Source organism: Ectobacillus ponti, from assembly GCF_024294785.1.
Taxonomy (GTDB): Bacteria; Bacillota; Bacilli; order Bacillales; family Bacillaceae_G; genus Ectobacillus; species Ectobacillus ponti.
In genome coordinates, this window is the sequence record NZ_JANCLT010000011.1 from 108,397 (window position 1) to 134,078 (window position 25,682).

At 50.2% G+C, this 25,682-nt stretch carries 24 protein-coding genes; 21 read left to right on the plus strand and 3 right to left on the minus strand.

The window, feature by feature from the left end; all coding sequences use genetic code 11:
• Window positions 1-19: 19 nt before the first annotated feature.
• The 18 genes from NK662_RS18110 (at window position 20) to NK662_RS18195 (ending at window position 19,360) form a co-directional block, all read left to right on the plus strand.
• A complete protein-coding gene (locus tag NK662_RS18110) occupies window positions 20-694 on the plus strand; it encodes a response regulator transcription factor (RefSeq protein WP_254760352.1) in 675 nt (224 codons plus the stop codon).
• Entirely contained in the window at window positions 691-2,070 is a 1,380-nt protein-coding gene (locus NK662_RS18115; RefSeq protein WP_254760353.1) for a sensor histidine kinase, read from the plus strand. Before NK662_RS18110 ends, NK662_RS18115 begins: the two co-directional genes overlap by 4 nt.
• A gap of 92 nt (window positions 2,071-2,162) precedes the next feature.
• The gene (locus NK662_RS18120) at window positions 2,163-3,224 is read left to right on the plus strand and encodes an FtsX-like permease family protein (protein WP_254760354.1); all 1,062 of its coding nucleotides are present in this window, start codon (window positions 2,163-2,165) and stop codon (window positions 3,222-3,224) included.
• Entirely contained in the window at window positions 3,221-3,895 is a 675-nt protein-coding gene (locus NK662_RS18125; protein ID WP_254760355.1) for an ABC transporter ATP-binding protein, read from the plus strand. Before NK662_RS18120 ends, NK662_RS18125 begins: the two co-directional genes overlap by 4 nt.
• A gap of 206 nt (window positions 3,896-4,101) precedes the next feature.
• Entirely contained in the window at window positions 4,102-5,151 is a 1,050-nt protein-coding gene (locus NK662_RS18130) for a Cj0069 family protein (protein WP_254760356.1), read from the plus strand.
• Window positions 5,152-5,590: 439 nt separating this feature from the next.
• On the plus strand, window positions 5,591-6,328 hold the full coding sequence (gene nfsA, locus NK662_RS18135) for an oxygen-insensitive NADPH nitroreductase (RefSeq protein ID WP_254760357.1): 738 nt from the start codon (window positions 5,591-5,593) through the stop codon (window positions 6,326-6,328).
• 121 nt (window positions 6,329-6,449) lie between these two features.
• Window positions 6,450-6,725 carry a DUF1292 domain-containing protein gene (locus NK662_RS18140; protein WP_254760358.1) on the plus strand — a complete coding sequence of 92 codons (276 nt, stop codon included), beginning with the start codon at window positions 6,450-6,452 and terminating at the stop codon, window positions 6,723-6,725.
• A gap of 156 nt (window positions 6,726-6,881) precedes the next feature.
• Window positions 6,882-7,772, plus strand: a complete 891-nt coding sequence (locus NK662_RS18145; protein WP_254760359.1) for a hypothetical protein — start codon at window positions 6,882-6,884, stop codon at window positions 7,770-7,772.
• 184 nt (window positions 7,773-7,956) lie between these two features.
• On the plus strand, window positions 7,957-8,136 hold the full coding sequence (locus tag NK662_RS18150) for a hypothetical protein (protein WP_254760360.1): 180 nt from the start codon (window positions 7,957-7,959) through the stop codon (window positions 8,134-8,136).
• 456 nt (window positions 8,137-8,592) lie between these two features.
• Entirely contained in the window at window positions 8,593-10,743 is a 2,151-nt protein-coding gene (gene recQ, locus NK662_RS18155; RefSeq protein ID WP_254760361.1) for a DNA helicase RecQ, read from the plus strand.
• A 193-nt stretch (window positions 10,744-10,936) separates the two neighbouring features.
• A complete protein-coding gene (locus NK662_RS18160; protein ID WP_254760362.1) occupies window positions 10,937-11,665 on the plus strand; it encodes a hypothetical protein in 729 nt (242 codons plus the stop codon).
• 148 nt (window positions 11,666-11,813) lie between these two features.
• On the plus strand, window positions 11,814-12,506 hold the full coding sequence (locus tag NK662_RS18165) for a GntR family transcriptional regulator (RefSeq protein ID WP_254760363.1): 693 nt from the start codon (window positions 11,814-11,816) through the stop codon (window positions 12,504-12,506).
• Between the two features lie 54 nt (window positions 12,507-12,560).
• A complete protein-coding gene (gabT, locus tag NK662_RS18170) occupies window positions 12,561-13,910 on the plus strand; it encodes a 4-aminobutyrate--2-oxoglutarate transaminase (protein ID WP_254760364.1) in 1,350 nt (449 codons plus the stop codon).
• Window positions 13,911-13,925: 15 nt separating this feature from the next.
• Window positions 13,926-15,224: a histidinol dehydrogenase gene (gene hisD, locus NK662_RS18175; RefSeq protein WP_254760365.1), complete on the plus strand. Its 1,299-nt coding sequence runs from the start codon at window positions 13,926-13,928 to the stop codon at window positions 15,222-15,224.
• Window positions 15,221-16,081, plus strand: coding sequence for an ABC transporter substrate-binding protein (locus NK662_RS18180; protein WP_254760366.1), 861 nt, complete (start codon window positions 15,221-15,223; stop codon window positions 16,079-16,081). Before hisD ends, NK662_RS18180 begins: the two co-directional genes overlap by 4 nt.
• Before the next feature lie 114 nt (window positions 16,082-16,195).
• On the plus strand, window positions 16,196-16,903 hold the full coding sequence (locus NK662_RS18185) for an amino acid ABC transporter permease (RefSeq protein WP_254760367.1): 708 nt from the start codon (window positions 16,196-16,198) through the stop codon (window positions 16,901-16,903).
• The gene (locus NK662_RS18190; RefSeq protein WP_279665105.1) at window positions 16,896-17,648 is read left to right on the plus strand and encodes an amino acid ABC transporter ATP-binding protein; all 753 of its coding nucleotides are present in this window, start codon (window positions 16,896-16,898) and stop codon (window positions 17,646-17,648) included. Before NK662_RS18185 ends, NK662_RS18190 begins: the two co-directional genes overlap by 8 nt.
• Before the next feature lie 209 nt (window positions 17,649-17,857).
• Window positions 17,858-19,360, plus strand: coding sequence for a nitrate/nitrite transporter (locus NK662_RS18195; protein WP_254760368.1), 1,503 nt, complete (start codon window positions 17,858-17,860; stop codon window positions 19,358-19,360).
• Between the two features lie 88 nt (window positions 19,361-19,448).
• Here the strand turns inward: NK662_RS18195 and NK662_RS18200 are convergent, their stop codons facing one another.
• Together NK662_RS18200 and NK662_RS18205 are read right to left on the minus strand one after the other, a co-directional pair.
• The gene (locus tag NK662_RS18200) at window positions 19,449-19,928 is read right to left on the minus strand and encodes a staygreen family protein (RefSeq protein ID WP_254760369.1); all 480 of its coding nucleotides are present in this window, start codon (window positions 19,926-19,928) and stop codon (window positions 19,449-19,451) included.
• 121 nt (window positions 19,929-20,049) lie between these two features.
• Window positions 20,050-21,141, minus strand: a complete 1,092-nt coding sequence (locus NK662_RS18205; protein WP_254760370.1) for a GerAB/ArcD/ProY family transporter — start codon at window positions 21,139-21,141, stop codon at window positions 20,050-20,052.
• Window positions 21,142-21,385: 244 nt separating this feature from the next.
• Here NK662_RS18205 and NK662_RS18210 point away from each other — a divergent pair, with 244 nt between their 5' ends.
• Genes NK662_RS18210 through gerXC form a run of 3 tightly spaced genes read left to right on the plus strand, consistent with a single transcriptional unit; the run spans window position 21,386 to window position 25,065 of the window.
• Window positions 21,386-22,477 carry a GerAB/ArcD/ProY family transporter gene (locus NK662_RS18210; protein WP_254760371.1) on the plus strand — a complete coding sequence of 364 codons (1,092 nt, stop codon included), beginning with the start codon at window positions 21,386-21,388 and terminating at the stop codon, window positions 22,475-22,477.
• Window positions 22,461-23,906, plus strand: coding sequence for a spore germination protein GerXA (gerXA, locus tag NK662_RS18215; protein WP_254760372.1), 1,446 nt, complete (start codon window positions 22,461-22,463; stop codon window positions 23,904-23,906). The genes NK662_RS18210 and gerXA overlap by 17 nt, the downstream gene beginning before the upstream one ends.
• 1 nt (window position 23,907) lies before the next feature.
• On the plus strand, window positions 23,908-25,065 hold the full coding sequence (gene gerXC / locus NK662_RS18220; RefSeq protein WP_254760373.1) for a spore germination protein GerXC: 1,158 nt from the start codon (window positions 23,908-23,910) through the stop codon (window positions 25,063-25,065).
• Window positions 25,066-25,206: 141 nt separating this feature from the next.
• On the opposite strand, the gene yxiS is transcribed toward gerXC, so the two are convergent.
• Window positions 25,207-25,512: a protein YxiS gene (gene yxiS, locus NK662_RS18225; RefSeq protein WP_254760374.1), complete on the minus strand. Its 306-nt coding sequence runs from the start codon at window positions 25,510-25,512 to the stop codon at window positions 25,207-25,209.
• Window positions 25,513-25,682 lie beyond the last annotated feature (170 nt).

Below are 25,682 nucleotides of genomic sequence, written 5' to 3' on the forward strand. Positions count from 1 at the left end.
TTGAGGGAGGCATACATATATGATTTCGATTTTAGTCGCTGACGATGACCCGTATATTCGCGGGCTTGTCCGGCACCATTTGCAGCTGGGAGGCTATCAGGTGCAGGAAGCGGCAGACGGGGAAGCAGCCATGAACCTTCTGGAAGCGCAGCCGGTTCATATGGCAATTGTGGACATTGTCATGCCGCATAAGGATGGCTATGAAGTATGCCGGGACATCCGCCGCCAGTACGATATCCCAATCCTGTTACTGACGGCAAAGGAGGCACTGGCAGATAAAGAAAAAGGCTTTGCGGCCGGCACGGACGATTACCTGGTGAAGCCGTTTGAGCCAAGGGAGCTGCTGTTTCGGGTAAAGGCGCTGCTGCGGCGCTATCAGACGGCGAGCTCTGACGTCATTACACTCGGGCAAACTGTCATTGACCGGAAAAGCTACGAGGTCCGCTGCCAGGGGCAGGTGCTGTTTCTGCCGCTGAAGGAATTCGAGCTTCTGTTTCAGCTTGCCAGCTATCCCGGGCGCAGCTTTTCACGCGGACAGCTCATTGAACTCGTGTGGGGGCTTGACTTTGAAGGAGACGAGCGGACCGTCGATGTGCATATCAAACGGCTGCGAGACCGGTTTGCCAAACGGACAGATGATTTTTCCATTTCCACCGTGCGCGGTGTGGGCTATAAGCTGGAGACAAAGGGATGAGGACGCTGTATATCCGATTTGTCGCTGTCACTCTTGGAATTATGGTGCTCAGCAGCATCTTTGCTTTTCTGCTCGGCAACCTCTTCTATCAAACATATTTGAAGCCCTATAATGACCGGAAAATTACGGACATGGCCCTGCATGTGCAAGCATACATGGAAGCCTTGCCCCGGCAGCAGGCGGAAGCCCATTTCCGGCAGGTTGCCGCTTTAGGGTATCAGCTGTACATAGAAGGCAAAGGAGCGGACCGTCACTTTTACGGCTCGCCGTTCCGCGAACAGCACATCAGCTCCCGTGTTGTGGAGCAGGTGAAACACGGACAAGTGTATCACGGCATCCGCCAATTTTCCGAGCGCTGGTTTGTTACCGGCTTCTTTGAAGACAGCTTGGCCAATACCATTGGCGTTCCTGTGACCATCGAAGGAACCACCTATGCCCTGTTCCTGCGGCCGGACATTGAAAAGCAGTTTTGGGAAATGCGCATTTTCTTTTCCATCTTGCTCGCCGGGACTGTGCTGCTCAGCATGCTGCTTGTCACCATCAGCACCCGGTATATTGTGAAACCGATACGGATTTTTACGAAGGCAACAAAGAAAATTGCATCCGGCGAATATGATATTGAACTGGCGGTGAACCGCCGGGACGAAATTGGCGAACTGGCCCGCCATTTCTCGCATATGGCGGAGGCGCTGAACCGGCTGGAGCAAATGCGCCAGGAATTCATATCCAATGTTTCTCATGAAATTCAGTCGCCGCTGACCTCCATTCAGGGCTATGCGCAGGTGCTGCGGTCACAGCCCGTATCTCACGGGCAGCAACAGCAGTATCTGCATATCATTGAGGAGGAAAGCAGACGCATGTCACTCTTAAGCAAGCAAATGCTTCTGTTGGCCTCGCTGGATCAGGAAGAGCATATCGTGGATCAGCAGCCGTTTCATTTGGCGGAGCAGCTGCAGGGCATTGTAAGGGCGACGGAATGGCAGTGGCGGGAAAAGGAACTGGCCATCGAGCTGGATGCGGCGCCGGTGCTGCTGCGTGGAAATAAGGAGCTGCTGCATCAGGCTTGGACAAACCTGCTGATAAACAGCATCAAGTTCACGGAGCCGGGCGGTAGCATTTCCATCTGCGCGGTTGCGGGGCACAGGGAAGTGCAATTGGAGTTTTCGGATACCGGAATTGGGATTGCGGAGGAGGATTTGAAGCGGATTTTTGAGCCGTACTATAAGGCGGATGCATCGCGCAATCGGGCAAAGGGAGGAAGCGGCCTGGGGCTTGCCATTACACAGAAAATTATTGCTTTGCACGGCGGAAGCATCACGGTGCAAAGTAAACCGGGCGAAGGCACAAGGTTCACCGTCATCCTGCCGCAGCTGTAATCTGCTGTTCATCTTCTGTTCATATTTCCCCTGTACGATAAGGGTGTGCCAAGGAAGGCAGATATGAAAAAGAAGAAAAGGGAGAGGATATTATGTTTCTCGCACTGCGTGAATTGCGGCATGCCAAGCTGCGCTATACCCTCATTGCGGCTATTATGATTTTAGTTGCCTGGCTGACATTCATGGTGTCGGGCCTGGCAAATGGCTTGGCGGCAGATAATGCTTCAGCCGTGCAAACCATGGAGGGGCGCGCTTTCCTCCTGCAGCAGGATGCGGAAGGAAAAATCGGACGCTCTGTTTTATCGGAAGATCTGCTCGCTGATGTACAACAGCAGGTGGGCAGAGAACAGGCAACGCCGTTTTCCTATATGATGCTTTCTTTGGAGAAAGGAAGCGCAAAGATGGATGTGACGCTCTTTGGAATTGACAACACGGGCTTTTTGGCCCCGAATCTTGTAAAAGGAAGCCGTCCCGCCAAGGAGAATGAAGTTGTGGTAAGCCAAGCGTTTGAGGAGAAGGGAATCCGCATAGGAGATGTATTGGAGAGCAAGGATTTCAAGCAAACCTTCGTCATAACAGGGTTTACAGACAAAAGGATGTTCAGCCATACTCCGGTTGTGTATGTCAGCTTGGAGCAGCTGCAGAAGCTCTTGCCGAATGGAACAAAGTCGATGCAGGCAATCGCGCTGACGACGGACAAGCTGGAGAAGCCAGCCGGTACGGCGCTCTTCAGCAAGGACGAGCTTGTACGGCACATTCCGGGATATAAGGAAGAGCAGGGCTCGTTGACCATGATGACGCTGTTTCTTGTTGTCATTGCCGCTTTCGTGCAGGCCGGCTTCTTCTATGTGCTGACCCTGCAAAAAACGGGCCAGTTCGGCGTCCTGAAAGCAATCGGTGCGACAACCTCTTATCTTGCCAAAAGCGTTGTCGGGCAGGCGCTGCTGTTGGCTATAGCCGCTTTGGTAATTGCGCTTCTGCTCACATTCGGCGCACAGGAACTGCTTCCGGCGGGCATGCCATTTGTTCTCAGCAGCACCGCAATTGGGCAATACGCATCCCTGCTGCTGCTTGTATCCGGACTTGGTACATCATTATCACTGCTGCAGATTGCCCGCATTGATGCAATCGAGGCTATTGGGAGGGCTGCATGATGGAAACATTGGTACTGGAAAACATCAGTAAGGTGTACGGAACGGGAGAAGCGGCAGTCACGGCACTGCATGACGTTTCCTTGTCTGTAGGAACTGGCGAGCTTGTTGCGGTTGTCGGTCCGTCGGGGTCCGGCAAAAGCACCTTTTTGTCCATCGCCGGTGCCCTGCTGTCGCCGACAAGCGGGCGGATTCTGCTGAATGGCCGGGATCTCTCGCAGATGCCGGAAAAGGAATTAACCAAAATTCGATTAGAGCAAATGGGCTTCATTTTTCAATCCTCCAATCTCGTTCCTTATTTAACGGTCCGGGATCAGCTTCTGCTGGTGAACCGTCTGGCCGGCACAAAGGGGCAGCAGGCGGAGGAAAAAGCGGAAGCGTTGCTCTGGGACCTCGGCCTGGCCGGAAGACAGCAGCACTACCCGGAGCAGCTTTCCGGCGGGCAGCGGCAGCGTGTGGCAATTGCCCGGGCGTTCATGAATGACCCGCAGATGATCCTGGCGGATGAACCAACCGCCAGCCTGGATTCCAAGCGGGGCCGGGATGTCGTGAACCTGCTGGCGAAGGAAGTGCGGGAGCGGGGGAAATCGGCTGTCGTGGTCACGCATGATGAACGCGTGCTGGATTTGTTTGACCGGATTGTCACACTGAAGGATGGAACGCTGTACGGATGAGCAGAAACGGGAGAGGTGGTCCTCTTCCGTTTTTTGATTTTCTTTGCTATAGGCCCATGATACTGGCCGCCCCAATACAGCATGGCTTGACGCAATTCGTTCATCATTTGCTCAAAGAACCTTCACACCTGCCTCAGCTTACATGGCGTTCGAGGCTTAAAATGAGGATATGAGGATATTCCATAAAAAGGCAAAGAGGTGGCGGAATGAAGAAGCATGTTGTTTTGTTTGAGGTAAGAGAAGGCACGGACAAAGGGCCGGATGGCTATCGGCCGGATACACTGCCGATGGTTCGTTCCTTGGAGGCACGCGGTTGGAGTGCAGAGGTTATTTTTTATACAGATGAGCAGCGGGACAGCATCTACGAAAAGGTGGCAGATACAGCCGATGCCTATATCAGCCGGATTAACCCCGGCAACCTGAAGGAGGAGGCAATGTATTTCGACATGCTCCGCAGGCTGAGCGACAAGGGTGTCATCGGCATGGCCCACCCGGATGTAATGATTAACTACGGGGCAAAGGATGCCTTGGTGAAGCTGCGGAACACGCCGCTGGTGCCGGCTGACACATATGCCTATTACAATGTGCAGGAGCTGCAGGAGCAATTCCCGAAATCGCTGGCGGCCGGGGAACGGGTGCTGAAGCAAAACCGCGGCTCGACGGGGGAAGGAATTTGGCGCGTGCAGCTGCTGGATACAGAGGCTGTTGATGAAACCGGCAAAGTGCGTCCGGATGCCCGCATCCGATGCACAGAGGCGAAGGATAACCATACAGAGGAGCACACCCTTGGCGGGTTTCTGGAGTTTTGCACCCAATATGTGACCGGCGCGAACGGCATGCTGGTGGATATGCGCTTTTTGCCGCGGATCAAAGAGGGGGAAATCCGCATCTTCATGATTCATGACAAGCCGGTAAACGTAGTCCATAAGAAGCCGGCGGACAGCGCTGACGCCTTTTCCGCCACCCTGTTTTCCGGTGCGCAATACCGGTATGATTCCCCGGAAGAGTGGAGTGACCTCGTACAATCCTTCTTGGCGGCACTGCCCGCGGTTACAGCCCAGCTTGGCGGCTACGACCTGCCGTTGATCTGGACAGCCGATTTTATTCTGGATTGGGATGAGCAAGGGCAGGATGTGTATATACTTGGGGAAATGAACTGTTCCTGTGTCGGCTTTACTTCGCAGCTGTCTCTCAGCGAAAATATTGCAGATGAGATTATCGCCATTGTCAGCCGGAAGGAAGCGGCTGTGTCATAGGAAGAACCCGGAACGATGCGCAGGCATCGTTCCGTTTTGTAACCGCTTCAATGCGTCCCCTCAGGGCAATGCCTCTGCTTTGCGTTTCGGCAAACCTGCGCAAAGGCTTCGGGCTCTTCAAAGTTTGGACAGTGGGCGGAGCGTTCGAACCAAATCCATTCTTTATACGGAGCGGACAGCTGCCCGAAATATGCGTGCGCCACCTCATGCGGAGTTTGAAAATCAGAGCGGCCGGCGCACATATAGACCGGCACCTGCAGCTCCGGCAATTGCAGGTGTTCTTCATATCAACATGCCATCCCCTCCTGTTTTCATCGTACTACAAGAAGGTGAACTATATCTGATATATTTGGCAGAAAAATCTATTTGTTATGCTAAAATTTTACATATCCCTTTTCTTCTTGTACCATACAAGATGAAGCATACAGGAGGGATGCGCATGAATCCAACAATTGAAACCATTCTGCGGCACCGCTCTATCCGCAAGTATGAGAACCGTCCGCTGACGGAAGAGCAAATCCGGCTGATTGTGCAAAGTGCACAAGCTGCCTCCACCTCAAGCTACATCCAGGCATATTCGATCATCGGCATCTGTGACCCGGAGAAGAAGAAACGGCTGGCAGAGCTGTCCGGCAATCAATCTTATGTGGAGACAAACGGCCATTTCTTCATCTTTTGCGCTGATTTGTACCGCCATCAGGTGCTGGCAGACATGGAGGGGCAGGATATCAGCATGTCCTTGGAAAGCACGGAAAAGTTTATGGTGGCACTGATCGACGCATCACTGGCAGCCCAGAACGCGGCAATTGCAGCGGAATCCATGGGCCTTGGCATCTGTTATATCGGCGGACTGCGGAATCAGCTGGAGGAAGTGAAAGCGCTGCTGCATATTCCGGAGCGTGTCATTCCTTTATTCGGCTTGACAGTCGGTTATCCGCTGCAGGAGGGCAGTGTGAAGCCCCGGCTTCCGCTGGCACATATCTATCATGAAGACAGCTATCATAGCGATACAGAGCAGCTGCAGTTGCAATTGGCGGAATATAATGAGGTCATCCGCCAATATTATGAGGAGCGTACGAACGGAGAAAGACGTGATACGTGGACCGGACAGATGGCACATATGCTTGCACGGCCAACGCGCATGTATATGAAGGAATTTGTAGAAAGAAGCGGATGAATGTAAAATAATCTTATATACAGCCGCAAGTCTTTTCCGGAAGCAGCTGTATGAATGCTCCGCCGAAAGGAAATAAGATGATTGTATAACTATGCTTTTCAAAAAAGAAAGGGGTTACGGCATGGACAAGATTGAAGTAGGAGAAGTATTCACGATTAGCGATGAGGATGGAGCAGAGCAGGAGGTTGAGGTGCTGGCTGCCCTCAGCTTGGACGGGACGGACTACGTGGCGGTAAGCTTTGTGGAGGACCTGCAGGAGGATACAGAAGAGGATATTGATATTTTCTTCCTGAAAGTTGATCAGGAGGGTAACTTTGCAGCCATCGAGAGCGATGAAGAGTTTGAACGGGTTTCTGCCGCATTCGATGACATGATGGATGAAGAAGAAGCGGAATAAGCAGTACATAGAAGGCAGCCTGTTGAGGGCTGTCTTCTTTATTTTATGCGGATGCATCCTTACTAATAGACGGGGAGTTTCCATTCTTCTCTTGTTGTGTTTCTAAGAGGGCTTGCTATAATGTGGAGGAAACTATATTCGAAAAGAGGAATATATATGGCGAAGCCTTCCAAAAAGGTTCTCATCTCTGCTCTAGCTGTTTTCATCCTCGGTGGAGGCGGGGGAGCCTATTATTATGTCACGCAGCCTGCTGCCAAGGCTGCTGCAAAAGAGGAAGCCGGCAAAGAAACAACAAGCCAAGGTGCTGAGAAGGAAGCCTCATCCAAGCATTTGCTGTTGAACCGAACGGCTGTTTCTGTGCCGTTGATAGAAAAAAACGGAAAAATGTACGTTTCTCTGACTGACTTGGCCCCGCTGCTTGATGGCAAGCTGAATACAGACAACCATACCTATACCCTGCAGCTCTCCAAGCCTGTAACCTATACGGAAGAGGAAGGGCTGCTGCAAAATAAAAAGCTTTACATTCCCATGGAGAGTGTCTCTAAGTTTGGCGGCATCTATTATGACATGGGCGATGGCCAATATGTTGATTACGCCTTAAAACGGGTGGAACGAATCGGCGAGTATCAACAGGGACAGATTTCACGCCCTTATGCTTCCTTGGCTGCCTACGAGGAGGCAGCCAAGGCTTTGCTTGCATTGCCGGACCAGGAGCTGCTGAAAAAACCAGCGATTGTCTACTACCGCTATGAAGAGCTCCCAAAAGGAGGAAAGCGGTCGCACTATGGCACCTATCTCCCTGTCCAGGTGCGCGGTATGACCTTCCTGTTGTCCGTTTCGGCCGACGCCGTATGGAATAAAGGCAAATGGAAGGCAACCTACCACGCTATGAGCTGGCAGCGCGGCACGGGGGGAGAGCTTTCTCCCGTCGACGGAGAATGGTCCGGCCTGCAGTTTACAGAAGACGTACCCAAGCTCCCAATCGACACGATTGTCAAAGAGATGGGGCGCACAGAGCAGAAGGAAGAAAAGAAAGCTGAGTCGTAACGCTTTGCTCAGCCTAAGATACATGGGATGTAAATGAATGAGAGAATCCGCTCCAATGGGCGGATTTTTTCGTTTCAAATTCTCATTCTAAAAAATGGCATAGAAAGCGATTTCATGAGATAGTAGAGGTATACCTGCAGGCAGGAGACCTGCAAATTGCTCGGCATACTGGAGGAGGGAAAGAATGAATCACAAGGTGAGTGTGTGGGTTTCCAGGGCGCTTATGATCATATTCTTGATTTTCTTATGCAGTACGGGGGGCTTTGGCTGGACACTTGCGGTATTGTTTTCCGCCTTGGTCTTGTTCTTCTCCATTACCTCGCAGATTGGGGGAAAGGAGAAGAAGAGAGACATCGGGCAATGAGCGCAGTATTGCCCAGGTTTACAGGAATCAAGGGAGCCTGGATTGGTGCAGAAATGCGCTCATCTATCGAATTGCCATGCAGACGTTATTGAGGCTGTTGAGAAGCAAACAGACCCCAAAAGAGGTCTGTTTTTTGTTTATGGACACAATGCATTCTTACTAGCCGTTCTTTTAATTTCATTTACTGTAATTAAATGTAAATTAAAAAACAAAACATAGTTATTGAACCCTTTTTATCAACGTATTCCCTTACTTTGCACGAAGTATTGTATGCGGGAATTGCTTGGACTTAAAATTGTATTACACAGCCTTTTATCAGGAGATACATTCTTTCTTATAAGTGAACTCTGCATGTTTGTGCGCGGTACTCGAAAAGAGAACCCATTTGTATTTGAAGCCCTCTTCTTTCTTATCGAGTGTTATAATAGATTCCATAGAACGGAAGGGAGCCGATGTATGCTGACACAAGCCAAGCAATATCTTAAACAACACTTCGGGTATGACCATTTTCGCCCGGGCCAAGAGCAAATAATCGGAAACGCACTTGCCGGCAAACATACAGCCGGTATTATGCCAACCGGCGGCGGCAAATCGATCTGCTATCAAATCCCTGCGCTCATTCTTCCTGGTATCACCCTCGTGATCTCTCCGCTTATTTCACTCATGAAAGACCAAGTAGATAGTTTGGAAAGGGTAGGAATTCCTGCGACCTTCCTGAATAGTACACTGACGTCATCTGAGGTATACGAGCGGCTGCGTGGTTTGCGGCAGGGAGCATACAAAATTTTGTATATTGCTCCTGAACGGATGGATGCACCGCAATTTTTAGACTTACTGCAGGACATGCCAGTATCGTTAATAGCAGTAGATGAAGCACACTGTATGTCCCAATGGGGCCATGATTTCCGGCCAAGCTACCTGCGTATTCAAGAGCTCATTGATAACATTCCCGGAAAACCAATTGTAATGGCACTTACCGCAACGGCAACTCCACGGGTGAGAGAGGACATTTGTTCGCTCCTGAATATCCCTTCACAAAACACAATCGTAACAGGATTCGGACGGCCCAATCTCTCGTTTAAGGTCATTAGAGGGCAAGACCGCTTAGCTTTTATAATAGATTATGTAAAGAAGAATGCTGGAGCGGCAGGCATCATCTACGCCGCAACACGAAAGGATGTGGACCAGCTACATGCTCAACTGCTGAAGCAAGGAGTAACTGCGGCTAAATATCATGCTGGTATGAGTGACCATGAAAGAGCGAAGCAGCAGGATGCCTTTTTACGGGATGATGCAGCAGTGATGGTAGCAACAAACGCCTTTGGAATGGGTATAAATAAAATTGACGTGCGTTTCCTCATTCATTATCAGCTGCCGAGAAATATAGAAAGTTATTATCAGGAGGCGGGTAGAGCTGGACGTGACGGGTTAGACAGCGAATGCATCATGTTTTATTCCGCGCAGGACATTCAATTACAGCGGTACCTCATTGACCAGTCACATGCTGAGGATGCCATCAAACATCAAGAGCTGCAGAAGCTGCTGCAAGTTAAAAATTATTGTTACACAGAAGGTTGTCTTCAGTCTTTTCTCGTGCAATATTTTGGTGAAGAACCAGCTGCCCCGTGCGGCCGATGCGGCAACTGTACAGACCAGCGGATTGCTGTGGACGTAACCACTGAGGCACAAATGGTACTGTCCTGTGTCATCCGGGCGGGTGAGCGCTTTGGAAAAACAGTCATTGCCCAAGTGTTAGGTGGATCTTCCAATAAAAAATTACAGGAATTACGACTTGACCAGCTGTCCACCTACGGTCTCTTGAAGCATAAGAGCACAAAGGATATTACAGACTTTATTGATTTTCTAATATCTGAGCAATATATCGACACAGCAGGTGGGCAATATCCGGTATTGTGTGTGACAAACCAAGGGCGGGAGGTGCTTCTTGGAAAGGACCGGGTGCTGCGTAAAGAAGTGATGGCAGCGACACGTGTAGTGGCAGATGACGCACTGTTTACCTTACTGCGGCAAACCCGAAAAGACATCGCTGCGACAGAGCATGTGCCGCCGTTCGTTATCATGTCAGACGATACATTGCGTGACCTGTGCTTGAAGCTGCCCCGAACTGAAGAAGCGCTGCTTGGCGTAAAAGGCATTGGAAAAGCCAAACAAGAGAGATATGGGGCACTCTTTTTAGAAACGATTGCAGCATATTTGAGAGAGAATCCAGACTATTCTCCGGCCCACACTCTGACGACAGAGAAAAAGGAACGCCCGCAGCAACGACCAGAGAGCGCGTCAAAACAGTTGTCCCACATGATAACCTACGAATTGTATCAACAAGGAAAGAGCTTGAAGGAAATTGCAGCGGAGCGCCAGTTATCCAGCACCACGATTGAGAACCATATGATACAGTGCTTGGAAGAGAAGCTTCTAACCGAGTGGGACGAGATTGTGTCAACCGAGCAAGAACAACTCATTACAGAAGTGATTACACGTATAGGCACTGATAAATTGAAGCCGATTAAGGACGAGCTGCCGCCTGAAATCAGCTACTTTATGATTAAGGCCGTCATTGTGAAGGCAGCTGCATCGACTGCAGTATAGACTGGACAAGCAGCATGAGCGGTTTCGGACATGGTTCGAAACCGCTTCTCTATACCTGTTTTTGCGCAACCAGGCACCCACTAACATATTTTGTGAACATAAGAGTGAAAGAATCTATTGAAAATGTTCATATGTGTCTCATATCCAATCCCTTGACTCTCATAGGATAAAGCAGAAGGACAAGGGGGGGGGGATGGAGATGCTGGCAGGGGCAGCTTTTTCTCACATACTACAAAACTCTATTTGGTCACATCTGCTTCTTGCGGCTGTGTTTGGTACGATTGGGGCGGTTGGAAACATTCTGCTCAGCGGTTCATTTGTGCCAAGCAAGCGGATAATTGTACCTGACGGCCAGGCAGAACAGGAGATTCTTATTTTCGGCTCAATCAGGGAGCTTGGAATTGGCGCGATCGGAGCCATGCTGACAACAACGTCGTTATATACAGGTCAAACCAGCGATATGAAGACGATGATTGCCGCAGCGCTCATCGCCGGTTTTGGCGGCAGCAATTTCATCAAACGCTATATTGCCGCGAAAACAGAGCAGATGGTGGCGGCGCATAAGGAAGAAGCTGCGAAGCAGGATGAGCAAATTCAGATCATTCCGGCAGACAAAGAGCAAGCGGATGCTCCGCAGCAAGCCACGCTGGGGGCTCTGCATCAGAAGATAGAGGCTCTGACCGCAGAAGTACAGAAATCAGATTCGAATCTAAGTACTCTGCAGCCGTTGACGGAAGAACTGAAGGAGCTGTACAACAAAATGAATAAGCAAGGGTCCATTTTGCTGACGGGGGATGAGATCAGGCTGCTGCACGAACTGCGCGGCCAGGTTCGTACAGCCGGCTGCCCAAGCGAGGCAAAGGTATATCAGTCGAAAATCCGTTTGCTGCTGGAGAAGGGAAAAGCCCGCTCATTTTCGTAAATGAATGCAGCTTCCGCCGTACGGGAGCTTTTTTTATATGAAATTCACTTTTTAAGATGGAATATTCTAAAAATTATAAAAACAAATTGACATTTCATGAATTATTATCCAGAATAGTGATATAGAGCAAATGAGGGAGTGGGGTCTCTTGGTCCAAACAAAAATCGGAGAGAGCCAAATTTATCAAATTTTACGGAGTGCCATTTTCAACGCCGAGCTTCCCCCGGGGACTCAGTTGGTGGAAGCTTCTCTTGCCGAGGCATTCGGTGTAAGCCGAACTCCCATACGCTCCGTTCTGTCCAGGCTGAAGTATGAATCCCTGGTTCAATTTGTCCCCAATCGCGGTGCCTTTGTATATTGTCCCACGCCTGCGGAAGCGGAACAAATTTTCTATGTCCGGCAGGTGCTGGAGCCGGAAGCAGCCTTTCTTGCTGCGAAGAAAGCCACCGCAGCTGACCTGCAGGCCATGGAATTCCACCTCGCGGAAGAAGCGCGGCTGTACAAGGAAGGAAAGCCGCAGCTCGCCTTACAAGCAATCCAATCCTTTCACATGGCTGTCATTGAAGCATCCAAAAATTCGTACCTCATCCAGTATCTGCGGGACATTTTATCCTTAACGCATATCATCCTCACCTTCTACGACGTATCAGACGAAAACAACTCTCATTCCCATCACGAACACCACGAGCTGTACGAAGCCATCCGCCGGCAGGACGCGGCACACGCGAAGCAGCTGGCGCATCAGCACATTCCTTTCATCCTGAGCGATATTGACTTCACCAAGAAGCTCAACCACGCTCTGACCATCGACCAAATTATCAATCGGTATACCTCTCAATAAACGCTATTGGGATTTATTGTATACAATTATTGTACACCTAAAGGAGGATGCATAATGCCATCTATTCACATGAAAACAGCCGTACCCGGTCCAAAGTCGCTGGAGCTGCTGCAGCGAAAAGAACAGGTTGTTGCCCGGGGGCCGTTCAATACGGTACTGTCCTTTGCTGAACGGGGGGAAGGCGCACTTTTGACGGATGTCGACGGAAATACCTTTCTTGATTTTGCCGGTGCAATCGGCACACTGAATGTCGGGCATCGGCCGGCCAGTGTCGTAAATGCCGTAAAGGAGCAGCTCGATAAGTACATTCATACCTGCTTTAACGTTATGATGTATGAGCCGTATGTGGCCTTGGCAGAGGAGCTCGTCCGCATCACGCCGGGCAGCTTCCAAAAGAAAGTCTTCTTTGCCAACAGCGGTGCGGAAGCGGTGGAGAACGCCATTAAAATTGCCCGTAAATACACAGGCCGCAAAGGCATTATCTCCTTTGAACGGGGCTATCATGGCCGTACACTGCTCACGATGTCTTTAACAAGCAAGGTGAAGCCTTATAAATATCAATTCGGGCCATTCGCCCCGGAAACCTTCCGCGTCAGCCACCCTTACTACTATCGCAAACCAGAGGGCTTGACAGAAGAACAGCTGGACCAGCACCTGCTTGAACAGCTGGAAACCTTTTTCCTGGCTGAAGCCCCGACAGATGAAATTGCCGCCGTCATTATCGAACCTGTACAGGGCGAAGGCGGATTCATTGTACCGTCTGTATCCTTCATGCAGGGCTTGAAGCGGATTTGCGAGAAGTACGGCATTCTCTTCATAGCTGATGAAATCCAAACCGGATTTGGCCGTACAGGCACGATGTTTGCGGTGGAGCAGTTCGGTGTAACGCCGGATCTCATCACGTTGTCCAAGTCTCTTGGTGCAGGCCTGCCCATTTCCGCTGTTGTCGGCCGCGCAGAAATCATGGATGCGCCGGCTCCGGGTGAAATCGGCGGCACATACGGCGGCAGCCCGCTTGGATGCGTTGCTGCGATTGAAGTCATTAAACTGATTGAAAGAGAAGGCCTGCTGGAAAAATCCAAAACCATTGGCAAAGCCATTACAGATAAATTCAGGCAGCTGCAGGCGCAGTATCCGCAAATTGGCGATGTACGCGGCCTCGGCGCCATGGTGGCGCTGGAATTTGTCAAAGATGCTGCCACAAAGGAACCGGACAAAGACACAGTGGGAAAAATCATTGCCGCCGCCCAACAAAAGGGACTCATCTTAATGAGCGCGGGATTGTTCTCCAACTGCATCCGCGTACTGGTGCCGCTTGTTGTGACAGAAGAGCAACTGGCAGAAGGCTTGGATGTATTCGAAAGCGCCGTCCGGGAAGTGCTGGGCCAGCCGGTGCATTTATAAGAAGGGGCGGTTGTCATGGAAGTGTTGAAAGCAGAACAAATAGACCTTGCCGAAGGGCAGACGGTAACGGATACAGTGGCTTCTATCATCCGGCGGGTCCGCGAAGCGGGGGACGATGCGCTCAGAGCGTACCTCCGCCAGTTTGACAGCGTTGAAATCGATGATCTCCGGGTGTCGGATGCCGACATCCAAAAAGCAGTCTCGCTCCTTCCGCAAACGATGCTGGAGGATATCCAATTCTCCATTGAGCGCATCAGGGCATTCGCGAATGCCCAGCGCCGGACGCTGACTGAATTCGAGCAGGAAATGATTCCGGGTGCGTATCTGGGGCAGCGCGTCATCCCGATTGAGTCTGTCGGGGCTTACGTGCCAGGCGGCCGGTATCCGCTGTTGTCCTCTGCACAGATGGCCATTATCCCCGCCAAGGTGGCGGGGGTTGGCAGCATCCGGGTCTGCACACCGCCGACAAAAAGCGGGGAGGTGCACCCGGCTGTCTTGGCCGCCGCCCATTTGTCGGGAGCGGATGAAATCTACCGGGTGGGCGGCGCGCAAGCCATTGCGGCTCTCGCCTATGGCACGGAGTCGATTGCGCCTGTCCATAAAATTACAGGTCCGGGAAATGCCTTCGTAACCGAAGCGAAGCGCCAGGTTCACGGTCAGGTCGGCATTGATTTGCTGGCGGGCCCCAGCGAGGTGCTGGTGCTGGCAGACCACACTGCGAACCCGGTCTATATCGCCGCGGATTTACTGGCGCAGGCGGAGCATGACGTCAATGCCCGTGTTGCATTGGTGACAACAGACCGGGACCTTGGACATGCTGTCATCAGGGAGATTCATTCGCAGCTGCAAACGCTGCCGACTGCTGCCACAGCCAGGGCAGCTTGGGAAAGACGGGGGCAGGTTTTCTATGCTGAAAGCATGGACGAAGCCATTGCGCTTGTCAACGACTGGGCGCCGGAGCATCTCCATGTCCAAACGGCTGATGCGTATGCCTTGCGGGATCGGTTCATCAACTACGGTTCTCTCTTTTTAGGGGCGCTTTCCTCTGTCGTATATGCGGACAAGGTGTGCGGAACCAATCATATTCTTCCTACGCGGGCTGCTGCCAAATATACAGGCGGTGTATGGGTTGGCACTTTTTTAAAGGTGGTAACGTATCAACGGATTGAGCAGCAAGGCGTTGAAGCGCTCGCACCGCACTGTGTCCGGCAGTCTCAGCAAGAAGGGCTGATCGGCCATCTCCGGTCGGCCAATATACGCTGGAGCGGCGAGCTTGATGTACATCCATTCGAGATTAAGGGGGAAACAAAATGAAACGCAATGTAAAAATGATGATGGCAGCCGCATTCTCGGTTGTGCTCCTGGCTGCCTGCAGCAGTACCACCACAAGCACTTCAACGACTTCCAAAAGCAGCGGGTCTGACACAAAAGCGAGTACACTCCAACAGGCAAAGGACAAAGGCGTGCTGGTGGTCGCATCCTCCAACGATGTTCCATTTGCCTATATTGACAAGGATACAAAGGCATTTACCGGCATTGATGCGGAGATCATTACCGAAATTGCGAAGCGCTTAGGCATTCCAAAGGTTGAAATGAAGGAAGTCAAGTTCGAAAACCTGCTGGTGGATCTGAATAACAAAGGTGTTGATATGGTGACAGATGCCATGTACATTAAGCCGGAGCGCCAGAAGATCGCTGATTTTACAAATATCTGGTACAAAGAGGGCGAAGGCTTGGTTGTACTGAAGGATTCTCCAGTGAAAGGGCTGGATGATCTGAAGGATAAGACAGTCGGCGGCCAGAAAGGAACCGCCTTCCTGGAATTCGCACAAAAGCTGCAGAAGGAAGGCAGAATTAAAGATGTGAAAATCTTTAACTCCCAAGCTGAGCTGCTCCTTGCTGTAAACACGAAAAAGGTGGATGCATGCATCACAGACAGCGCGGTTGCGGGCTACAGCATCACACAGGATAAAACGTTGAATTTGCGTCTTGTGTCTCCGTATCAAGCTGAAGCGTCCGGCAACATCGGTGCCGCTGTCCGCAAAGGCGACAAGGAGCTGCTGGATGCCGTGAACAAGGAGCTCGATAAGCTGAAGGAAGAAGGATTTATCCTCAAGGTCTTAAAGAAATATGGCTTAAACGAGGACAACTTCGTCCCGGCCGGCAAGTAAGCATGGAACCCGGAAGGCTTCTGCAGGCTTTCCGGGCCCATTCCATCCGTGTATGCAGGAGAGCCTTCCCATTATATGCTGTCTTTGCACTTTTTCCTACAAGGGGGCGTACATATGAACATTTTGCAAAACTTAGATTTTGTTACTGCATTTCGAAATCTCTATCCTGAATTGCTGGGTGCAATGGGGACGGTTCTGGGAGCTACGATCTGCGGCTTTGCGCTCGCTCTGATCCTTGGAACACTGATTGCCCTTGGCCGGCTGACCAAGCTGAAATGGCTGCACCGGATTCTGATTATATTTTTGGAAATCATCCGCGGCACGCCGCTTGTGGTCCAGGTTGTCTATATGTATTATGTAGTGCCGTTGCTTATCTCCCTGCTGGTCCAATTTTGGGATCCGGGCTATCAGTTGAATTTCGATGCCTTTTTTGCCGGCACGCTTGCGCTGGGCATCAACTACGGCGCCTATTTGTCTGAGGTTATCCGCTCTGCCATCACATCCATTGACCGCGGCCAGACAGAGGCTGCGCTGGCTCTTGGCTATACAAACCGGCAGTCAATGTGGTCCATTGTCATTCCGCAGGCAGGCCGTATGGCACTTCCGACTTTCGGAAACTACATCATTATGATGCTGAAGGATACTTCGCTGCTGGCATTCATTACGGTGTACGAGCTGCTGCTCCGGACACAGGCCTATGCGGCCCAAACCTTTTTAACCATTGAATCCTACACCTTATTGGCATTGGCTTATTTGGTGCTCAGCCTGCCAATGGCGCAAATTGTCCGTATGCTGGAAAGGAGACTGGCCCGTCATGTCTGAATACATTATTGAAGTGGATGGCTTGCGGAAAGCATTTGGCGAGAATGAAATTCTAAAAGGGATTGACCTGCAGATTCGGCAGGGCGAGAAAGTTGTGATTATCGGTCCTTCCGGCTCAGGGAAGTCGACACTGCTGAGATGCCTGAACTTTTTGGAAATCCCAACAGGCGGGACTGTCAAAGTGCACGGAGAATATTTTGTGAAGCCCGGCGGAAAGTTCGATGAAAAGCATGTTGCCTCTCTCCGGACAGAAGTCGGCATGGTGTTCCAGCGTTTTAACCTGTTCCCGACGATGACCGCCCTGGAGAATGTTATGGCGGCGCAAATGAAAATCCGCAAGAAATCCAGGGAAGCCGCCCGTGAAACAGCAGAGAAATATTTGAGGAAGGTCGGGCTTGCGGAACGGATGAACCATTACCCGGGCCAGCTGTCCGGCGGCCAGCAGCAGCGCGTGGCGATCGCCCGGGCTCTGGCAATGGAGCCGAAAGCGATGCTGTTTGACGAGGCGACATCCGCGCTGGATCCGGAGCTTGTGGGAGAAGTGTTGAACGTCATCCGTGAATTGGCACGGGAAGGAATGACGATGGTCATTGTGACACATGAAATGCGGTTTGCCGAAGAGGTGGGAGATACCATCATCTTCATGGATCAAGGCGTCATTGTGGAAGAGGGGCCGCCCAAAGAGTTCTTTCACAATCCAAAGCATGACCGCACACGTTCGTTCATTCAAAAGGTGGAGCACTAGGCATATAATAGGAGGAACGCAAAGGAAGCCTTCTCAGCGCGGCTTCCTTTTTTGTCTTGCCGCATGCTTGACGATGTTGCCCGACACCATGCAGTTCATCTCCGAAGAGAGATTTTCCGTGCCCCGGACAGATCCGCATACATAAAACGGCAGCATCTTCTCATTCTAACGGTATACCATTTCATATTTTGACAGGAGAGTGATCATGCATGCGCCTGCAAAAACGGCAGCTGCCTCTTCAAACCTTAAGCCTGATTGTCGGTTTCATGGTTTGGGTTTTACTATCGTCCCTGATGCCAAAAATCAAGAGCGACATCGCTCTTACCGCAGGTCAGGTTTCCCTGGTTACAGCGGTACCCGTCATTTTGGGCTCTATCATGAGGGTTCCCATCGGATATTGGACCAACCGGATGGGTGCCAGAAGAATGTTCTTTATCAGCTTTATCGTGTTGCTTTTCCCAGTGTTCTACCTGAGCACTGCAGACACGTTTCTGGATTTAATTATTGGGGGATTTGTGCTGGGAATCGGGGGCGCTGTTTTCTCCATCGGTGTAACCTCATTGCCGAAATATTACCCGAAGGAACGGCATGGATTTGTCAACGGCATTTACGGTGCCGGCAATATCGGGACAGCTGTTACTTCCTTCTCGGCGCCAGTGCTGGCAAATCATATGGGGTGGAAACATGCCGTTCTGCTGTTTCTGATTCCTGTCCTGCTGTTTGCCGTGTTTAACTTCCTGTTCGGTGACCGCCATGAAACAAAGGCAAATCAGCCGCTGGGGGAACAAATCCAGAGCGTCTACCGCAATGAAAAGCTTTGGTTCCTCAGCCTGTTCTATTTTATCACCTTCGGCTCCTTTGTTGCCTTTACCGTATATTTGCCCAATTTCTTGGTTACCAACTTCAAGCTGACACCTGTGGATGCCGGTTTACGGACAGCCGGCTTTATCACCTTGGCCACTCTTTTGCGGCCAATCGGCGGATGGCTTGCGGATAAGTTTAACCCGTTCTTGATTTTGCTGTTCGTGTTTGGCGGATTGACCTTCTCCGGTATTTTGCTTTCTTTTTCTCCCACCATCCAACTGTATACGATCGGGTGCTTGACCGTTGCGTTTTGTGCCGGAATCGGAAACGGAACCATCTTTAAGCTCGTTCCATACTATTTTTCAAAGCAAGCCGGGATTGTAAACGGCATTGTGTCGGCAATGGGCGGGCTGGGCGGGTTCTTTCCGCCGCTTGTGCTCACCATGGTGTTTGGCATCACCGGAAATTATGCGATCGGCTTTATGTCTCTTGCGATGTTTGCCTTGGCCAGCTTTGTAATCATTGTCTGGATGTACTATCTGGAAAGACTGAGCCTGGAAACAAAAATACTGGAGAATGTCGGGCAGAGTTTGATGGTGACCGACCCAAAAGGAACCATTCAAAAGGTGAATCGCGCTTTTACGAAGGTCACCGGCTATGAAGCGGAAGAAGTCATCGGGAAGAATCCGAGCATTCTACAGTCGGGAAGACATGACCAGGGCTTTTATCAAAATATGTGGGCATCCATCTATGACCAGGGATATTGGCAGGGGGAGATTTGGAACAAACGGAAAAATGGAGAAATGTATCTGGAATGGCTCACTATCAGTGCGGTGAAAAATGATGCCGGGGATGTAAAATATTATATGGCTCTATTTAGTGATATGAACGAGCTGGCGCATACCTGAGGACACGCTTAGAAGCTGCCGCGCAATTTTTTCTGAAAGAAAGACCCTGTACTTCAAAAGCAGTACAGGGTCTTTCTTTTTTAGAATATTACGTACGCCTACTGTATATCTGCTGCAGGTATTGAAGCGGTGTGCCGTAGTCATACACCTGCCGATATTGCGGGTAAGCAGATTCATATGCCAGCACAATAGGAGCCTGCAGCAGAGAAGGATAGCTGCTGTAGAAGGACAAATCCCCATAGATCATGCCCTTTAGGGCTGTATCCATTTCCTTTCGAAAAATATGGAAGCGGATGCCTGCCATTTCTGCACTGAATTCTCCTCCGTCCACATACACCCTTCCTGCCAACTGCAGCTGCCCCTGCTGATTCCTTTGCCACTCTGCCAGCACTTCATCCCGCATGCTCCAATTGATGGCTGCATAGTTGTACATAACTCCGATATCTACAAACAGCTCAGCAGTTGCATCTGAATGAGTAAGCGTATATTTTCTTCCTTCGATTGGCTGGACGGAGGTGGCAGGGGGAATCAACTTCACAAACAGCTTTTTCGGGTCAAAGACAGACATAGCTTCCTCCTGTCGGCACGCTTGATATTTCAGCGGCTTCACATGCCTATACTACACGTATATGTCTAAGGAGCCGGTACAAATGATGCGACAAAAAAAGAGAAGCCGCTGCTTCTCTTTGTCAGTTCTTTTCTCTTTCTGCAGCTCTTTTGCGAAACACCTCTATCATCAGCAGCAAGAGCGGAATATAGAGTACAAATGGAGGGAAGATGTATTTTAAAGCAAATTTCCCTTGTGCAAAGTGCGAGGGTGTGTCAGGAGCAATTGCTATGGATACAAATAAAATGATGCATGTAATGGCAAACACCAGTATCCTTCTGGAAACCCGAAACAAATCCATAGCGCCTATAAGGGCAGCATAAGCAAACAGGGCAACTTTAAAGAAATCATTTACAATCAGATGGATAATAACAAAGGCATCAATCCGCTGAATGAATCCTCCAATATTGACATATTGCATCAGCCTTAAAAATGGAAACGTAGAAGCGGCAACCTTCTGTGCGCCCAGTACGGAAATCTCCAAGAATGTGATGAGCGACAGCACAATCCCGCTTAGAAGAATACCGAAAATCCCAATCTTAAGTCCAGAGGGCATATCTTTTAAAAAGGGAAGGAGCATGGTGAAGCAGATCATCTCTCCATAAGGAAACATGGTTGTGTGCGTTACGGTTGTCATCCATACAGGTTTCCATCCCGCCTCCATGACAGGGAGTACATTCATCGGCTGTATGGCATCGGAAGAAAATAAGAATACAAGCTCTGCTATGATAATGAACGAAGTCAGCAAAAAGCATAGCTCTCCTGCACGGAATAACACCTCAATCCCCCCATATAAAGCATAACAAATCACTAGCATAATCAGCAATCCAATCACTGAGATGGGGGTCTCATTGTACGCAGGTCGCAGCAGTTCCATGCCATCCCGCAAATCTCTGGCGGCACCATAAACGAAAAAGAGTGTATATAACAAACCCACAACAAAACCTAGGCTGCTTCCGAGAATTTGATTTACGTAGCCCGTCAGCGGCTTCTGCGGAAAGCGTCTATGAAGATACACATAGATGAAGAAAATGACGATTCCTCCCATCATCCCAAGAAGGATGGCAATCCAGGAGTCTTGCTTTGCGTCTGCCCCCAGTGGAACCATCATAGCTGTGCCTAACTCAAATAGGATAATTAGGCAGAACAACTGAAACGAGCTGATTTTCTCCATTCCATCATCATGCCCTTCCTATATTCTTTTTTTGAAAATGCTTAATAGGGTTGGGATTCTTATTTGTAAATGTGCTAAGGAATGTACAAGTTCATTATTTACCCAGTCGTGGAAATGTATGTATAAGTAATATTTAAGAGGCATATCACCTGTGCATAGACAGACATCTACAGAGTATATACCTGCATAAAGATACCAGTTCAGGCGACACTATCATCGAATGCGACTGTTTAGGAGAATACATATGAATCAAGAAACGATAAGCTTGTTTTCCCTTGCCCTCATGTTAATCGGCAGCACAGGTGTCAGCAATCATGTCATTATTATCCCTATGCTGCTCGATGCTTCCGGACGTGATGCCTGGCTGTCTATTTTGCTTTCAGGCTTCTCTTTGCTGTTCTTTATCCCGCTGTTGTTATTGATCAAAGCACGAATGAACGGGGAACGGCTGCTTCCGTGGCTGCAGGATCGTGCCGGCCGGCCCATTTCCTATGTTTTTCTTGCAGTTTTCATCCTGTATCTTTTTTCTTTAAGTGTAATTGTGTTAAAGGAAACCATGACATTTCTCTCCTTCTATTTACCCATGACACCGAAGTTGTTTATAGGGGTCCTATTGGCCGGCGTCTGCCTGTACAATACGAGACACGGCATTTCTTCTGTGGCATGGACCTCAGGGATCCTTATGCCGCTCGTCATCCTGTTGGGCTTCTTTGTGGCGACAGCCAATATCCCGCACAAGGACTTTGCGTATATAAAGCCATACTTGGAGCATGGCTTCCGGCCGGTTGTGAACGGGCTGATTTACCCGATTTCAGGCTATGTAGAGCTGTGCTTTGTTTTACTGTTGCAGCAGCACACGAAAAAGCCCATTCGTTCTTCCTTCCTTATTTGTGTAGGGGGAGTGTTCCTGGTGCTGACGCTCGGACCGACAATCGGAGCGATTACAGAGTTTGGGCCGTTTGTTGCGGCCCGGCAGCGTTATCCGGCTTTTGAGGAGTGGCGGCTTGTGGCAATCGGCCGTTACATTGAGCATGTGGATTTTCTTTCTGTATATCAATGGCTGACAGGCGCATTTATCCGCTTGTCGCTGCTGTTGTTTCTCATCACGGACCTCCTGCCGGCTATGAACAAAAGGAAGAAGACGGGGCTTCAGATGCTTCTGCTGCTTGCCATTACAACCCTGTCAACATGGTCCATCCGTGATTCCGGCTTTTATTGGTTTGTCTCGTCCATTTTCATTCCCTATTCAACAGGATGCATGTGCCTCCTGATCGTGCTGCTTGCGCTTTTGTCTGTTCGGAAAAAGGAGGAGAAGCTCCGTGGAAGCATGGGATAAAGAAACCTGGCTGAACTGGTTTGAAGGCTGCAATGACGTGGAACTTCAAGCAAAGCAAATGGGTTCCCACTATGTGCTGCTTGTGTATTGCAGAAGTCTTATAGATATGCAGGAGCTGCGAAGAACCATCTTGCCGCAGCTCTACAAGACGCTCGAACACAGCTTTTCCGGCGAAGCCAAGGAGCTTGAGGAAGGGGCACTCTTTCAGATGAAGGTGCTGAAGCCGGAAAACCTCAAACAGGATGCCATTCAACGGGTGTTCGAGGGCTGGCTGCTTGTTTTGCTGCCGGCATACAGCTTGGCATGCGTGATCCCCGTTCCAAAGCTCCCGTCCAGGTCTGTTGAAGACCCAAGTACGGAAGTATCGCTTCGCGGCGGACGGGATGGATTCGTGGAGGAGATGCAGACCAATATTGGATTGATCCGAAAGCGGCTGAAAACAAGCTCCCTCAGCTGCGAGGAATTCATCATCGGGGAACGGAGCAAAACAAAGGTATCTCTTTTGTATATGAAGGATGTAATTGCGGAAGACATCGTGGAGCAAGTCCGCTCAAGGCTGTGTGAGATCCGCGTCGATGCGATTGTATCGGCTACACAGGTCGAGGAGCTCATTACCGACCGGCATTTTACAATTTTTCCGTTAGTGGAATATACGGGGCGGCCGGACTATGCAGTGAATTGCCTGCTTTACGGCCGTTTCCTCATTCTTGTGGAAGGAACACCGACAGCTACAATCGGCCCAGTCTCGCTGCCTTTCTTTGTAAACAATGCAGAAGACCAGCATGCCATGTTCTTTTTTGGAAGCTTCGGCCGGGTACTGCGTATTATCAGCCTGCTGATAGCGGTATTCCTGCCGGGGTTTTGGATTGCACTCGTATCCTATCATCCGGATCAGCTTCCGTACACACTGTTGGCAACATTGACGCTGTCGCGTGAAGGCATTCCGGTGCCTGCGCCGCTTGAAGGATTTGTGATGATTTTTCTGTTTGAACTGCTGCGGGAGGCGGGACTCCGCATTCCCTCTACCTTCGGGCAGACCCTCTCTGTCGTCGGCGGTCTCATTATCGGACAAGCGGCAATCAGCGCAGGCTTTGTTGCCCCCGGCATTGTGGTGATGATGGCTGTGTCTGTTGTCGCCACCTTCACGCTCGTCAATCAGTCATTGACTGGAACACTGAGCATCCTGCGCTATTTTGTATACATTCTCTCATCCTTGCTCGGGGTGGTGGGGACGATTTTTTCAGCCTTTATCATATTTGCCCACCTTGTGAATTTGCGTTCCTTCGGCCTTCCCTACATGACGCCGTATTCGCCGCTTGTGCCAACAAGCCTGTTGCCGGCGACGCTGCGGGTACGGTTTAAGGATATGTGGAAGCGGCCGCGGGAGCTTCGTACCAATGACAGTACAAGAAAGAAAGGAGGGAGCTAGCATGCTCCGCTGCTTCTTTGCTTTTTGTTGCCTCTTGTGCTTAACCGGCTGTTGGGATGTGAGGGAGGTGGAGCATGTTTGGTATATCAATTCCCTCGGCATTGATTATGAGAAGGGCCGCTATATCCTGTACCCGCAGTTCATCAATTTTGCCACCCTGGCCAAGCAGGAGGGAAGCGCCAACCGCACGCCGCAGCCGATCTATGTCGGAAAAGGCAGCAGCCCTGTCATTGATGAAGCCGCCTTTGATTTCTATGAGTCGGCGCAGCAGCGGTTATCTTGGGAGCACATCAAGACCATTGTATTTTCAGAGCGCGTATTGAGGGATGGCGATTTAAATCAGCTCGATGATTTTTTGTCGCGCTTTTTTCAGTTCCGCAATACACCGTGGGTGTTTGGCACGAAAGAACCCATTCAGGATCTGCTGACAACAGGGAGCATTCTGAACATTTCGCCGCTGTATACGACACTCAATATCCCCAACGAGGTGACGAAGCAATATTCCATTTTCCAGCCAGCGAGGCTGTACAGGCTTCGGGCGGATTTCTACGAGCCGGGCATGACCACGGCCATCCCTTTTTTATCAATCACAAAGGAACGGTGGAAAGCAAACAAAAAGAATTTTCCCATCATGCGCTACAGCGGCGCTGCATTCCTTGCGTCAAAGCGTTATGCAGGCTACTTGCCAGTGGGGGACTTGGCTGGTCTGCACTGGACAAATGAGAACATGTTTCGGGCTCCCTTGATGCTGAAGCAGGAGGGCAAACCTGTTGCAGAAGTTGTCTTGCGTAAACCAAAGCTCAAAATAGCAAGCCGCATTGAACAAGGAAAACCGCATTTTTCTGTGAATGTAAAGGCAGAAGGAGACATCTTTCAAATTCTGAAATACATTCCGGTTTCAGAGATGGAGAAGCTCGCCCAAAAACAAATTGCCGATGAAATTAAGCAGACGTACCAAGCGGCGCTGAAGAAGAAAATTGATGTATATCAGCTGTCGCAGGCACTGTACCGCAGCAACCCGGCTGTCTGGAACAAGCATGAGGTGGACGGCATCCTTCCGCTTGCTCCTTCTTCTTTGGATGTAGGAGTGCAAGTCACAATTATTACGAGCGGGCAATGGAAATCGAAGGACCTGCAACGTCCCTTTCGTCAAGAGTAAACGGGAAGGGGCAGCAGCGCTTGGCCTGGGCCGGGCGTGTATTCGAGTCCGAGGGGGAAGAGGATGCGGTGTTACTGACGGGCACAAAAGGGGGGAAGACATGAAGGACCCCCATTCATGCCTCACCTAAACCACGGAGTCTCACTCAGCTTTTTTGAGCCCCGCCGCAGCCTCTGTCACAACAAAAGCAAGATCGTCGTTCCCAAACAGCGAAAGGACTCCCAACAGCGTCTGAGTGGAGACTTCCCCCGCTTCTTCCTTTGGCACCGTCAAGGCCAGGGCTTCCTGCAGCGCGCGGTTTTTTCCCTGGTGGGGATATGCTTTCAAATACAGCTCCTCCGGATTCAGGTCGTGGTTGATGCACCACTGGGCAAACACTAAAATCATCATATTTTCTTCTTGCTTGTATTGCTTGATTATTTTCTGCTCTATTTCTCTTCGGTCCATTGTTCTTCTCCTTGAAATGTGATGTACGATCTATTCTTGTATTGTAAATCAGGTTCGGCAAATTAACCATTACATAAAGCAGCAGCTGAGAAAAAGAGAGGCATGAATACACAGTGCGCTTAGTTCCGCTTTGGACATAATAGAATTATTATATAATGAAGTTGGAGGAT